Below are 12,800 nucleotides of genomic sequence, written 5' to 3'. Positions count from 1 at the left end.
GCGACGTCAGCCAGGCAGGGCCGCGCGGATTTCCTGCTGGATGTTCCGGGCGGCCGCCTGCGGATCGGAAGCCAGGCGGATCGGACGTCCCACCACGATGGCATCGGCGCCGTCGATGAACGCCTGGGCGACCCCGACCGTGCGCTTCTGGTCATCACCCACCGGACCACCAGGACGGATGCCAGGACAGACGATGGAGAACCCGGGACCGATGGCGGCACGGATCGGCCCGGCCTCCTGCCCGGAAGCAATGACCCCATCGACACCGGCAGCCTTTGCGGCCAGCGCGCGCTCGACCACCACCTCCACCGGTTCACGGTCGATGCCCATGCCAGCCAGGTCTTCGCGCCCCATCGAGGTCAATACCGTCACCGCCAGCAGGCGCATGTCGCCGCCGGCCACGGCGGCACAGGCTTCCATCATCGCCGGGTGCCAGCCATGGATGGTGCAGTAGCTGACCGGCCACTGCGACAGCCGCCTGATCACCGCTGCCGCCGTGGCCGGGATGTCGAAGAACTTGAGATCGACGAATACCCGCTTGTCACGGCGGGCCAACGCGTCGAGGACCTGGAAATACTCCCCGGACGCCAGCAGCTCCATGCCGATCTTGTAGAACGACACGCTGTCACCGAGGCGGTCCACCCACTCCAGCGCCTGCAGGCGATCAGGCACGTCCAGGGCGAAGATCAGGCGCTCGTCGTCGCGCAGCGGCAGCGGACCGCGGCTCACGGCGCGTAGTCCAGCGCGGCACGCTTGGCGTCGTGGCGGGCCTGGCGCGGCTGGGAGTAGTCGTTGTTGAACTGTGCCGGCTCGAAGCCGCCATAGGTCGGGTTCGGCAGCATCCACCAGCGCTCGCCGAACCAGTCGTGGTACTGCTGCAGCAGGGCGTCGCGGCTTTCATTGGTGTTCGCGGTGACTTCCACGAAGTCGCCCAGCTGGTCGCCAAACTGCATCAGCACACGGTACTTCTGCCCAGCCAGGCGGCGGCGGCAGTTCTTTTCGCTGCCGGCCTGCTCGCAACCCGGGACCACCGTTCCCAGTCCGAGGAAGACGCTGTCGTCAGCCACCGGCAGGCCTTCGGCACGCAGGTTGGCCAGGGTCGCGTCCTTCAGGTGCACGGCGCGGTTGGAGATGTACAGCAGGGTCACGCCCTTGGCGTTGGCGGCCTTGGCGAAATCGACCACGCCGGGAATGGCCCTGGCCTTCTTCTCAGCCACCCACTGGTCCCAGCTCATCTCGTCGTATTCGCCCCCGTCACGCACCAGGCGCGCCTGGTAGGGCGAGTTGTCCAGCACGGTCTCGTCCAGGTCCAGCACCACGGCCGGCTTCAGGCCCTTGGCGTCGTTGCCGCGCTCCTCCGGCACAAGTGCGTCCCAGTTCGCCTCCTTGAGTGCGGCATCCAGGCGATCGGCGGCAGCGCGGTAGGTCTGCTCGGTGATCGCCTTGTATTCCTGCGCACGCTGCACCCACAGCACGGCATTGAGGTTGTCGTTGGCGCTGGCGTCCGGGGCTGCAGTGGCCGATGCGGCGGCCCCGGCATCCGCCGGCTGTGCCGGCGCGTCCACGCGCTTGCACGCGGACAGGCCGAACACGGCGGTGGCGAGCAGGGTCAGGGACAGGGCGGAGGTTCGACGCATGGCATTCACCGGCAACAGATATCGGGCCATTTTAGCGGGAAAGATGCCAGCGGCAGCGGCTATCCTTGGCGGTCGCACCACCCTGTTCCCGGAGCTCGCCATGACCGATAGCGCTGATACGCCCGCCCGCCCGTTGCTGGATGCCGCACAGGCGCGCCTGCTGGGTTGCCTGGTCGAGAAGGAAGCGACCACGCCGGATACCTATCCATTGACCGTCAACGCAGCGCAGTCGGCCGCCAACCAGAAGACCGCGCGCGAGCCGCTGATGAACCTCGATGCCGGCGGCGTGCAGCATGCATTGCGCCAGCTGGAAAGCCTGGGCCTGGCCCGCCAGCACTTTTCTTCACGTGCCGATCGTTATGAACACCGCCTGCAGGCGGCGCTGGACCTGACCCGGCAGCAGACCGTGCTGCTGGCGTCGCTGTTGCTGCGCGGCCCGCAGACGCTGGGCGAGCTGGTGACGCGCAGCGAGCGGCTGCATCGGTTCGTCGATGCCGAGGAGGCGCGGCATGCCATCGAACGCCTGCAGCAGCGCGAGCTGGTCGTCGTACTGCCGCGTGCCGGTGGACAGCGCGAGGATCGCTACATGCACCTGCTGTGCGGTGACGTGGATGGGGCTGCGCTGGCGGCGAAGTTCGTATCGTCCGACCCCGCCGGGGGTGCCAGCAGCGATCCCGGGCTGGCTGAGCGTGTGGCCCGGTTGGAGGCCACCGTTGCCGGGCTGCAGGCACAGCTGGCCGCATTGCGCGACGCCTGAGCAGCCCGGAACCGGCTCGGTAGAGCGGGTCCATGACCCGCTGTGCTCGACCCGATCCTGGCGGATCCAGCGGGTCATGGACCCGCTCTACCGAACCATGCGTGGCCTCGCCGAGCACGGCCCGGCGCTACCTGCCCGCAGGGATCAGGTGGGTGCCGCGCCCGGCATGGCAAACAAGGTCACCCATTGCTCGTTTCCGGGTAGCTGGACCAGGCCGCGCTGTTCCATTCCCAATCCACGCAGGATGGCCGCCGACGCCAGGTTGTCCGGGTCGATGATGCCGTACAGGTCCTTCAGCCCCAACCCAGCGCGCGCGTGATCCAGCACCGCCCGCGCCGCCTCGCTGGCGTAGCCTTGTCCAACATGGCCGGCCAGCAGCGCATAGCCGATATCCGGGCCAGGCAAGCCATCGCGACGTACCAGGCCGGCATTGCCCAGCCATGCTCCGTCGCTGCGCCGTTCCACCGCGTACATGCCATAACCATGCAGCGCATAGCTGGGCAGGACGCGCACGGCGATGTAATCACGCGCCTGTTCAGGCGTGCGGATGCCACGATCGCCGATGAAACGCAGGAAGCCGGGGTCGTTCAGCAGCGCCAACATGTCATCGGCATCGCGCAGGGGTTCGATCGGCCGCAGCCGCAGGCGTTCGCTTTCAATCAACATGCAGGTGGCCAGATGGGGCGGGGGCGGGATCATCTCCAACTCAGTCGAACAAGGCCTCGATCGCGGCCAACCCGGCCGTTGCCCGCTCTTTCTTGCGTGCCGCGTCGGCGACCGGGTCGGCGCCGTCGCGCTGCAGCTCTTCGGCTGGCAGCTCTTCGAAGAACCTGCTGGGTTTCAGCCGGACATGCTCGCCAAACTTGCGGGTCAGCTTGCTGTGGCTCATCCACAGCTGCACCTTGGCGCGGGTGATGCCCACGTACAACAGGCGACGCTCTTCCTGCAGGGTGCCTTCGTCCAGGCTGACCTGGTGCGGCAGCACGCCGTCCTCGCAGCCGACGATGAAGACATAGGGGAACTCCAGCCCCTTGGAAGCGTGCAGGGTCATCATCCGGACCTGGTTGCCGCCGTCGTCCTTGTCGTTGCGCGACAGCAGCGCGAGCTGGCCAGCCAGGTCAGCGGCGGTGGCGCCGCGCGGGCCGCCCTCGAACCATTGCGCCAGCTCTTCGATGTTGCCGGCACGGCGCTGGTAGCTGGCTTCTTCCTTGGCCTGCTGGCGCAGTTCACTGAGCAATCCAGAATCCTTGGCCACCTTGCGGATCATGTCGCCGGAGGAAATCTCACGGGTCTGCGCACGCAGGTCACGCAGGATGTCGGTGAAGCGCGCCAGGCTGTTGGCCGCCCGCGGTGCCAGCTGTTGCAGCGCGCCGATGGCTTCGGCCGCCTGCGCCATCGGCATGTCTTTCTCCGAAGCCAGTTCGGCCAGCTTGGCCAGGGTGCCGGCACCGACATCGCGCTTGGGTGCCTGCACCGCACGCATGAAGGCGGTGTCGTCGTCCGGGTTCACCAGCAGCCGCAGCCAGGCAAGGGTGTCCTTCACCTCCTGCCGTTCCAGGAACACCGTGCCGCCGGACAGATGGTAAGGAACGCGGGCCAGCTGCAGTGCCTTTTCCAATGGCCGCGACTGGAAATTACCGCGGAACAGGATGCAGAAATCACCCCACGGCACCTGCCTGGCCTGCGCGATGAAGGCGATCTCGGCGGCCACCTTCTCCGCTTCGTGGTCGCTGTTGCGGCATTCCCAGACGCGGATGCGCTCGCCATCGGCCTGGTCGCTCCACAGCTTCTTCAGGTGCTCGTGCGGATTGTTGGCGATCAGTGCGTTGGCTGCACGCAACACGCGGTTGGAGCAGCGGTAATTCTGCTCCAGCTTGATGATCTGCAGCGCGGGATAATCGCGCGCCATCTGCTGCAGGTTTTCCGGGTTGGCGCCACGCCAGGCATAGATGGACTGGTCATCGTCGCCCACGCAGGTGAAGTTTCCGCGCTCGCCGGCCAGCTGTTTCAACAGCCGGTACTGCGCATCATTGGTATCCTGGCACTCGTCCACCAGCAGGTAGCCGATGCGCTCGCGCCAGGCCACGGCAATCTCAGGGTTCTCTTCCAGCACCTGCACCGGAAGGCGGATCAGGTCGTCGAAATCCACTGCGTTGAACGCGGTCAAGCGCAGCTGGTAACGCTCGTAGACACTGGCAGCCTCTTTTTCACGGTTGCTGCGCGCGGCGCGCATCGCCTGCTCCGGTGACAGCCCGGCATTCTTGGCACGCGAGATCAGGTTCTTCACGTCTTCGATGTCGTCGGGCTTGGCGCCATGCATCAGGTCCTTGACCTGCGCATTGCTGTCGTCGGCGTCGAAAATGGAGAAGCCACGCTTCAATCCGACAGCGGCATGCTCGATCTGCAGGAATTTCAGCCCCAGCGCATGGAAGGTGCAGATGGTGACTTCGGCGGCATCCTGGTCGCGCAGGCGCCTGGCCACGCGCTCACGCATTTCCTTGGCCGACTTGTTGGTGAAGGTGATGGCGGCGATGCGGCGCGCGGGATAGCGGCCGCAGCCGATCAGGTGGGCGATCTTCTCGACGATCACCCGCGTCTTGCCGCTGCCTGCACCAGCCAGCACCAGCAGGGGACCTTCGATGTGCAGCACTGCTGCGCTTTGGGGGGGGTTGAGACCGTGCATGTGCGGGTGATTGTAGCGGGCCGACCCTGACCTCCGGCAGGTGGCGCCTCCCTTGGCGGAATGGGATAGTGGCAGCCTCCACGGAAACACAGGAAGTGATCCATGAACCTGAACACAAAAGCGGCCCGCGCGGCCCTGTTGACGGTTCTGCTGGCGACAGCCGGCGTGCCACAGGCCTGGGCGGGGGACGTTACGCCGATGTCACTGCAGGAACATGCCGTGGTCAGCTCCCCGGCGTTCCTCAAGGCACATCCCGATCTTCGCTTCCGGCAGCTCGGGCTGGAGGCGGTGGAACGCAGGCAGCTGGAAGATGCACGGCGCTACTTCCGGCTTGGCGCCCAGCATGCGGACAAGCTGTCGCAGGCATTGATGGCCGAACTGCTGTGGAATGGCAAGGGCGGGCCAGCTGACCGTGCACTGGGCTATGCCTGGATGGACCTGGCCGCCGAACGCGGCACGCAGTGGCTGGTGGTGCGCCGGGAGCAGTACTGGGCAGGCCTGGACGAGAGCGAGCGCAAGCGCGCGGTCAGCGAAGGACGGGCACTGTATGAGCAATACGGCGATCCGGTCGCCAAGCTTCGCCAGGAACGCACCATGCGCCGCAACATGGGCGAAATGACCGGCAGCCGCACCGGCGCGCTGGGGTCCACCGTGATGCAGGTTCGTTACAACGGGCAGATGGTCAAGGTACTGCCCGAGGCCTACTACGCCCCCCACCTCTGGGAACCGGAGGCGTACTGGAAGTGGCAGGGCCAGCAACTGGAGGCAGGCAACCGCGCGATGGTGGACGTGGGCGTGCCCAAGGCGGCCCCCGGCGACTGAAGCTGGGCGTGAGCGGCTAGAATCCATCGATGGCCAAGCTCTATTTCTATTATTCGGCGATGAACGCCGGCAAGACCACCACCCTGCTGCAGAGCGCGCACAACTATCGCGAACGCGGCATGCGGGTGGCCATCTTCACCCCTCGGCTGGACCACCGCGCCGGCAGCGGCGTGGTCGCCTCGCGTATCGGCCTGAAGGCCAATGGCATCGCGTTCGAGCGCGACAGCGACCTGCAGCAACGGGTGGAAGCGGACATTGCCGCGCACGGTCCGCTCGGCTGCGTGTTGGTGGATGAAGCCCAGTTCCTCAGCCGGGCGCAGGTCTGGCAGCTGAGCGAAGTGGTCGACCAGTTGCGGATCCCGGTGCTGTGCTACGGCCTGCGCACGGACTTCCGCGGCGAACTGTTCGAAGGCAGCCAATACCTGTTGGCATGGGCTGACGAGATGCAGGAGATCAAGACCATCTGCCACAGTGGCAAGAAGGCCACCATGACCGTGCGCGTGGACGAACATGGCCATGCCGTGCAGGACGGTCCCCAGGTAGAGATCGGTGGCAACGAACGCTACGTGTCGGTCAGCCGTGCCGAGTTCAAGAGGATAACCCGCGGCGACGGTCGCATCGAACCGATGCAGGCGGGCGGCTAAGCCGGTAGCGCCGAGCCATGCTCGGCGAGCGCAGCGGCGCTTCAAACGCCGCCGGGCATGGCGCGGCGCTACCGTTCACGTGGCTCAGTACAACGTGCGTTCCGCGGCGCCTGCCGGCGGCGGGCTGTACTGGTACAGCCAGGTTTCGGTCAGGGTCCTGCCACCACTGCGCAGGTACAGGCGGATGTCGATCTGCGCGGTGCTGTCGTCCGGCGGCACCAGGTCGAACATGGCGCGGTAACCGTCGATCTCGCGCAATGGGCGCGCGGACACGATCTCCACCTTGCCACGGCTGGTTTCCACTACCGCTTCGACCTCGCCCTGGTCGATCAGGCTGGCCAGTTCCCCGCCTTCGAAATCCACCGCGAAACGCCACGAGAAATACTCCCGCTTCTTGCCGATGATGCCGCCCAGCCCGGTACGGCTGGCCACGCAATGCGCCAGCGGCGGGCGCGCGGGCGGCTGCGCCCCCCAGTACAACCGGTAACCGACCAGCAGTTCCTGCCCTGGCTGGGGTTTCTGCTTCGGGTTCCAGAACGCCACGATGTTGTCGAAGGTTTCGTCCACGGTGGGAATCTCCACCAGCTGCACCGACCCTTCGCCCCACTCGCCCTTCGGTTCCACCCACAGGCAGGGGCGCTTCTCGTAGAACACCCCGTCGTCCTGGTAATGATCGAAGTCGCGGTCACGTTGCAGCAGCCCGAAGCCCCGCGGATTGGCATCGACGAACATGTTGAAGCGCAGGTCGCGCGGGTTCAGCAAAGGACGCCAGATCCATTCGCCGCTGCCGGTCCACATCGACAGGCCGTCGGTGTCATGGATTTCCGGACGCCAATCCCATGCCATGCGGCGGTCGTTCTCGCCCACCTGGTACATGCTGGTGCAGGGTGCGATGCCCAACCGTTCGATGGCCTTGCGCGGATACAGCGCGCTGTCGATGTCCATCAACAACACATCGCCGTTGGTGATGGCAAAGCGGTACGCACCGGCCACGCTGGGGGAATCCAGCAGCGCATAGACGATGAGCGTGTCCGAATCCGATGCCGGTTGCTCCAGATAGTAGGCGATGAAATCCGGGAATTCTTCGGGCTGGCCGGTACCGGTATCGATCGCCAGGCCGCGTGCAGACTGGCCATACTGGCCTTCCTTGCCAACCGCGCGGAAATAGCTTGCGCCGAGGAAGGCGGCGAAGTCGCGGTCGGTGTCCTTGCGCGTGTTGAGGCGAAAGCCGGCGAAACCAAGATCGGCCGGCAACTGGCCGCCCTTGATGCCGCTCTTGCCATAGTTGAATGCCGCGCCGTCGTACGCCAGCTCCTGCGCCTTGCCGTCGACCACGTCGAACATCCGCACCGGCGAATGGAAGTACAGCCCCAGGTGGAAGAACTTGGCCTGGAACCTGCCCGGCTGGTCCGCCCACAAGGCGTGGTCCTGCCGGTAACTGATCGACTGGTACTGGTCCCAGTCCAGGGCCTCCACCGGTGCCGGCAGCGTGCGCTTGTGGGTCTGGTACGGTGCCGCCGCCAGGGCGCGGGCCTGTCCCTTCAGGCTGGCGAAATCGAATGGATGCGGCTGGCCCAGCCGGCGCAGGCCGACCTGCCGCTCCTTGGCGGCATGCGCAGGCAGCACGGGCAGGCCAAGGGCCGCCATGGCCAGGGAAGCGTTACGAAGAAAATCGCGTCGTTGCATTCGAGGCAGCCAGACGTTGAAGATCGGCCATTATGCAAACAGATTCGTTAATTGTTGGCAGTGGCCGGTGATGGCCATTCAGTTGCTCCACCGGTGCCAGCGTTTCCCGCTCAACGCTGGCAGTGGCTGCACCAGACACTGGCGCGCTGGCCGATCAGCGCATGCTTGAGCACCCGTCCACAGGACAGGCAGGGCTGGCCGTCGCGTCCGTAGACCGACAACTCCTGCTCGAAATAGCCCGGTGCGCCGTCCGGGCTGATGAAGTCGCGCAGGGTAGTGCCGCCACGCGTGATGGCATGGCCCAGGATGTCCTTGACCGCCGTCGCCAGCCGCGCATACCGCTCGCGCGATATCCCGCCGGCCTCGCGCAAGGGGCTGATGCCGGCGCGGAACAGGCTTTCGGCCGCATAGATGTTGCCCACCCCGACCACCACGGCCTGATCCATCAGGAAGGTCTTCACTGCCGCCCGGCGGCCGCGACTGCGCTCAAACAGATGGTCGCCATTGAACTCCGCTTCCAGCGGTTCCGGCCCCAGGCCCTGCAGCAACGGGTGGACCTCACCGGCCGGCTGCCAGAGCAGGCTGCCGAATCGACGCGGGTCGTTGAAGCGCAGCAGGCGCCCGTTGTCCAGGCTGATGTCCACGTGGTCATGGGCACGCAGCGGCGTGTCGCCAGGCAACACGCGCAGGCTGCCGGACATGCCCAGGTGCAGCAGCGCACTGCCTGCGTCGGTATCCAGCAGCAGGTACTTGGCGCGCCGCCGCACATCCGTGATGCGCTGCCCTGGCAACAGCGCCGCCACTTCGGCCGGGATCGGCCAGCGCAGTTCGCTGCGACGCAGGATCACGCCATGGATGGCCCGCTGCAGCAGGTGGGGGGCCAGGCCGCGGCGCGTGGTTTCGACTTCGGGCAGTTCAGGCATGCGGCAATTCTACGCCGCCGATCGCCACGTCTTCCCGCTGCGCCAACCCACAGGCCTGCAGCTTTTGGTGTTGATGATGCTTTCCAAGCTTGCCGCTGCGCTCGCCGGGCATGGCCCGGCGCTACTAACGCGGGGGTGCCGCCAGCTCGCGCGCATCCAGGTAACCATCGCCATTGGCATCCTGCTTGTGGAAACGCTGGATCAAGGTCTGGCGCTGCTGTTCGCGACTGATCGGCGGGCCCTTGCCACCGGGCAGTTCGTGGCTGCCCAGCACGCCGTCTCCATCGGCATCCATGCGGTCAAAGGCGTACAGCATCCATTGCACGTACTCCTGCCCGCTGACGCGCCCATCGCCGTCGGCATCCATGCGCTGCAGGTAACCTGCGGTATCGCTGACCTGTGCCCGTGCAACCACGGCCAGCAGCAGCAACCCCGCCGCTGCGCCACATCGATTCACTGCGCCACCAGCCGATACCCTTTCAACCGTGCCGCATATGCCTGCAGCACCGCAATGCCACTGGCCTCCGCTTCATGGCACCACGCCTGCAACTGGCGCAGGCGCTCGCCGGCATCCTGTCCGCGCGCTTCCAGCACGGCTGCCAGCCGCGCCCGGTACTCCACCAGCACCCGGATCCTCGGACGCTGGTCGATCCAGCTGCCCAGCTGCGCGCGGCAGGCGGGCTTGAGCCAGCGGCCGTCGTTGACCAGGCCCCGGCGCAGGCGACGCGGCAGCAGCGTGCGCAGGCGCGCCCCGGCCTGTGCGGCTTCTTCCCGCAGCGCCGGCATGAACACGTTGCGCTGGAAGTCGGTCATGGCCTGGAAGCGATGCGACAGCAGTGCCTTCAGGGTCTCCGCATCCGGTACGGCGATGTTCGGACGGATGTCCATGGCCGGCGCCACCCGCAGCACTTTGGCCAACCGCAGCGCCTGCAGCAGGCGGATCGCGTTCCAGCCGATGTCGAACTCCCAGCGCCGCATCGAGAATCGCGCCGAGCTCGGGAAAGCATGATGGTTGTTGTGCAGTTCCTCGCCACCGATCCAGAACGCCCATGGCGTCAGGTTGGTGGAGGTATCGGATGATTCGAAGTTGCGGTAGCCCCACCAGTGGCCCAGCCCGTTGACCACCCCGGCCGCCCAGAACGGAATCCATGCCATCTGGATCGCCCACAGGGCCACGCCGGGCAGCCCGAACAATACCGTGTTGACCGCCAGCAGCAGCACCGGGCCCAGGTTCGCATGCGGCGTATAGAGGTGGCGTTCGATCCAGTCTTCCGGCGTACCACGGCCGTACTGCTCGATGTCGGCCCGCTCCGCGCGCGCCTGCCGGTACAGCTCCACGCCGCGCCAGAACACCGTGCCGATTCCCTTGCTGACCGGACTATGCGGGTCTTCGTCGGTTTCCACCTTGGCGTGGTGCTTGCGGTGGATCGCCACCCATTCGCGGGTGATCATCGAGGTGGTCAGCCACGTCCAGAAACGGAAGAAGTGGGCCAGCACCGGATGGAAGTCCACGCCCCGGTGCGCCTGGCTGCGATGCAGGTACAGGGTGACCGAGAAGATGGTCAGCTGGGTGGCGGCCAGCAGCACGAGCGCCCATTGCCACCAGCCGATACCGGTGATGCCGCCCGTCAGGAGGTCGATGAGGGTGTCGTGCATGGCAGGCTCCAGACCGTCGTGCGGTCAGCGGACGCAGGGGGTGGAAGACATGATGGCCCCCTGCGTTGCAAACTGCACCCCTGCGCCGCCGTATCGATCCGTCCAACCCGTCGGGAACCTGCGTTGTCCAGCCTGAATGCCATTGCCACTGCGTCCCCTGCCGTCCTTCCCGCGGGCCTGCCCGCACTGATCGAACTGGATGGCGCCACCGTGCTGCGCGGCCAGGTGAAGGTCCTGCACGCGCTGAGCCTGCGGATCGCGCAGGGCCAGCACACCGCGTTGCTGGGCCCGAACGGCTGCGGCAAGTCCACCTTCATCAAGCTGATCACGCGCGAACTGTATCCGTTGGCGCTGGGCGATGGCCGGGTGCCGGTGAAAGTGCTGGGCCAGGCCCGCTGGCAGGTCGACCGGCTGCGCTCGCAGCTGGGCATCGTCACCGGCGACCTCAGCAGCAACCTCGCCGACATGCCCGGGCTGACGGTGGAGCAGGCCGTACTGACCGGCTTCTTCGCCAGCTATGCCCTGCCGGGCTTTCGCGAGATCAGCGCGGAAATGCGCGCACGCGCCACGCAGACCCTGGCCATGACCGGTGCATCGGCATTGCATGGGCGTGCCTATGCCGAACTGTCTGCCGGAGAGACCCGCCGCGTGCTGATCGCCCGTGCGCTGGTCAACCAGCCGCAGGCGCTGTTGCTGGACGAGCCCTCCACCGGCCTGGACCTGGTTGCCCGGCAGCAACTGGTCGACACGATGCAGTCACTGGCACGGCAGGGCATCACCCTGGTGCTGGTGACCCACCACGTGGAGGAAATCATTCCAGAAATCGAACGGGTGGTGCTGCTGCGCGATGGCCGCGTGCTGGCCGACGGGTCGCGGCACGAACTGCTGCGCGATGGGCCGCTTTCGGAGGCCTTTGGCGGGCAGATCCAACTGGTCGAGCGCGAAGGACGGTTGACCGCCAGCGTGGGGTGACGGGACTGCCGCGCGCTGACCATGCCGGATCTGGCTGCATCGCCGGCACGCGCTGCATCGACCTGCGCCGGCTGCGATCATGGGCCTCCTTTCCCGTCGGTGAACCCCGCGATGTCCCAGGCCCTGCGCATCCCGCGCCCGTTGTTGTACGTGCCCCTGTCAGTGCTGCTGGCCGCCTGTGCGGTGCCAGCGACCCGGCCTGCCGCGGTCGAAGCCAACGCCACCACGCGTGCCACCGGCTACCTGGCCGACGACGCGGTTCCCGCCAGCCTGGACCTGGTGCCCGCACCGCCGGCCGCCGGATCGGCCGGCTTCGCACTGGACGAGCAGGTCAGCCGCGAAGCGCGCGCGCTGCGCGGCACGCCGCGCTTTGCCCAGGCCACGCGTGATGCGGAACTCGGTTTCCCCGAAGGGGCCGGCCAGTTCAGCTGCGCAATCGACATGGACGTGGATGCGCAGCGCACGCCGGCGTTGTACCGGCTGCTGGAACGCAGCCGCATCGACGCCAGCGCGGCCACCCGCGCGGCGAAGAAGCATTACCAGCGCCCGCGCCCGTTCATGGTCAACGGCGAACCGACCTGCAGCCCCGACGACGAGGCCGGGTTGCGCGGGAATGGTTCCTATCCCTCCGGACACACCTCCATTGGCTGGGCATGGGCGTTGATCCTGTCCGAGATCGCGCCTGGGCGTGCCGATGCGATCCAGGCACGTGGACGCAACTACGGCGAAAGCCGGCTGGTGTGCAACGTGCACTGGCAGAGCGACATCCTGGAGGGACGTTTCATGGGCGCTGCGGCAGTAGCGCGCCTGCACGACAACGCAGGCTTCCAGCGCGACCTGGCAGCGGCACGCAAGGAGATTGCCGCCGCGCGCGCAGCCGGCATGCATTCCAGCCGCGACTGCGCGGCCGAAGAATCGGTATTGAAGGTACGGCCGGGCAGCGCGCTGTAACAGCTGGCGGCCGGCGCCGGGCATGGCGCGGCCGCATGGCCGCCAGGAAGGCGCGGATTGCACCGCGCC

The 12,800-nt window shown here is 66.9% G+C and carries 13 protein-coding genes; 5 read left to right on the top strand and 8 right to left on the bottom strand.

What is annotated here, in order from left to right:
* Nucleotides 1-6 precede the first annotated feature (6 nt).
* Together pyrF and H4O11_RS14375 are read right to left on the bottom strand one after the other, a co-directional pair.
* Nucleotides 7-729, bottom strand: a complete 723-nt coding sequence (gene pyrF / locus H4O11_RS14380) for an orotidine-5'-phosphate decarboxylase (RefSeq protein WP_182340119.1) — start codon at nucleotides 727-729, stop codon at nucleotides 7-9.
* On the bottom strand, nucleotides 726-1,646 hold the full coding sequence (locus H4O11_RS14375) for a 5'-nucleotidase, lipoprotein e(P4) family (protein ID WP_343042843.1): 921 nt from the start codon (nucleotides 1,644-1,646) through the stop codon (nucleotides 726-728). The genes pyrF and H4O11_RS14375 overlap by 4 nt, the downstream gene beginning before the upstream one ends.
* A 91-nt stretch (nucleotides 1,647-1,737) precedes the next feature.
* Between H4O11_RS14375 and H4O11_RS14370 the strand changes: the two genes are divergently transcribed.
* Nucleotides 1,738-2,394: a YceH family protein gene (locus H4O11_RS14370; RefSeq protein ID WP_182340117.1), complete on the top strand. Its 657-nt coding sequence runs from the start codon at nucleotides 1,738-1,740 to the stop codon at nucleotides 2,392-2,394.
* Between the two features lie 144 nt (nucleotides 2,395-2,538).
* Here the strand turns inward: H4O11_RS14370 and H4O11_RS14365 are convergent, their stop codons facing one another.
* Both H4O11_RS14365 and H4O11_RS14360 read right to left on the bottom strand, forming a co-directional pair.
* The gene (locus tag H4O11_RS14365; protein ID WP_182340116.1) at nucleotides 2,539-3,060 is read right to left on the bottom strand and encodes a GNAT family N-acetyltransferase; all 522 of its coding nucleotides are present in this window, start codon (nucleotides 3,058-3,060) and stop codon (nucleotides 2,539-2,541) included.
* Between the two features lie 40 nt (nucleotides 3,061-3,100).
* Nucleotides 3,101-5,077 (bottom strand): UvrD-helicase domain-containing protein, encoded by a 1,977-nt coding sequence (locus H4O11_RS14360; RefSeq protein ID WP_182340115.1) that lies wholly within the window; start codon nucleotides 5,075-5,077, stop codon nucleotides 3,101-3,103.
* A 102-nt stretch (nucleotides 5,078-5,179) separates the two neighbouring features.
* Between H4O11_RS14360 and H4O11_RS14355 the strand changes: the two genes are divergently transcribed.
* Both H4O11_RS14355 and H4O11_RS14350 read left to right on the top strand, forming a co-directional pair.
* The gene (locus tag H4O11_RS14355; protein WP_182340114.1) at nucleotides 5,180-5,899 is read left to right on the top strand and encodes an SEL1-like repeat protein; all 720 of its coding nucleotides are present in this window, start codon (nucleotides 5,180-5,182) and stop codon (nucleotides 5,897-5,899) included.
* A 29-nt stretch (nucleotides 5,900-5,928) separates the two neighbouring features.
* Nucleotides 5,929-6,543, top strand: a complete 615-nt coding sequence (locus H4O11_RS14350; protein WP_182340113.1) for a thymidine kinase — start codon at nucleotides 5,929-5,931, stop codon at nucleotides 6,541-6,543.
* Nucleotides 6,544-6,627: 84 nt separating this feature from the next.
* Here the strand turns inward: H4O11_RS14350 and H4O11_RS14345 are convergent, their stop codons facing one another.
* The 4 genes from H4O11_RS14345 to H4O11_RS14330 all read right to left on the bottom strand — a co-directional run bounded on the left by H4O11_RS14345 (nucleotide 6,628) and on the right by H4O11_RS14330 (nucleotide 10,808).
* Complete coding sequence (locus tag H4O11_RS14345) at nucleotides 6,628-8,229, bottom strand: OpgD/OpgG family glucan biosynthesis protein (protein WP_182340112.1); 1,602 nt, start codon at nucleotides 8,227-8,229, stop codon at nucleotides 6,628-6,630.
* Nucleotides 8,230-8,339: 110 nt separating this feature from the next.
* Nucleotides 8,340-9,152 (bottom strand): bifunctional DNA-formamidopyrimidine glycosylase/DNA-(apurinic or apyrimidinic site) lyase, encoded by an 813-nt coding sequence (gene mutM / locus H4O11_RS14340; protein ID WP_182340111.1) that lies wholly within the window; start codon nucleotides 9,150-9,152, stop codon nucleotides 8,340-8,342.
* A 124-nt stretch (nucleotides 9,153-9,276) separates the two neighbouring features.
* Nucleotides 9,277-9,609, bottom strand: coding sequence for an EF-hand domain-containing protein (locus H4O11_RS14335; RefSeq protein ID WP_343042841.1), 333 nt, complete (start codon nucleotides 9,607-9,609; stop codon nucleotides 9,277-9,279).
* Nucleotides 9,606-10,808 (bottom strand): DesA family fatty acid desaturase, encoded by a 1,203-nt coding sequence (locus H4O11_RS14330; protein WP_182340110.1) that lies wholly within the window; start codon nucleotides 10,806-10,808, stop codon nucleotides 9,606-9,608. The genes H4O11_RS14335 and H4O11_RS14330 overlap by 4 nt, the downstream gene beginning before the upstream one ends.
* 132 nt (nucleotides 10,809-10,940) lie before the next feature.
* Here H4O11_RS14330 and H4O11_RS14325 point away from each other — a divergent pair, with 132 nt between their 5' ends.
* On the top strand, nucleotides 10,941-11,780 hold the full coding sequence (locus tag H4O11_RS14325; RefSeq protein WP_425506067.1) for an ABC transporter ATP-binding protein: 840 nt from the start codon (nucleotides 10,941-10,943) through the stop codon (nucleotides 11,778-11,780).
* A 111-nt stretch (nucleotides 11,781-11,891) separates the two neighbouring features.
* Nucleotides 11,892-12,731, top strand: coding sequence for an acid phosphatase (locus H4O11_RS14320; RefSeq protein WP_182340109.1), 840 nt, complete (start codon nucleotides 11,892-11,894; stop codon nucleotides 12,729-12,731).
* Nucleotides 12,732-12,800 lie beyond the last annotated feature (69 nt).

Source organism: Stenotrophomonas tumulicola (assembly GCF_014117215.1).
Taxonomy (GTDB): domain Bacteria; phylum Pseudomonadota; class Gammaproteobacteria; order Xanthomonadales; family Xanthomonadaceae; genus Stenotrophomonas; species Stenotrophomonas tumulicola.
This window is presented reverse-complemented; position numbering and strand designations above follow the sequence as displayed.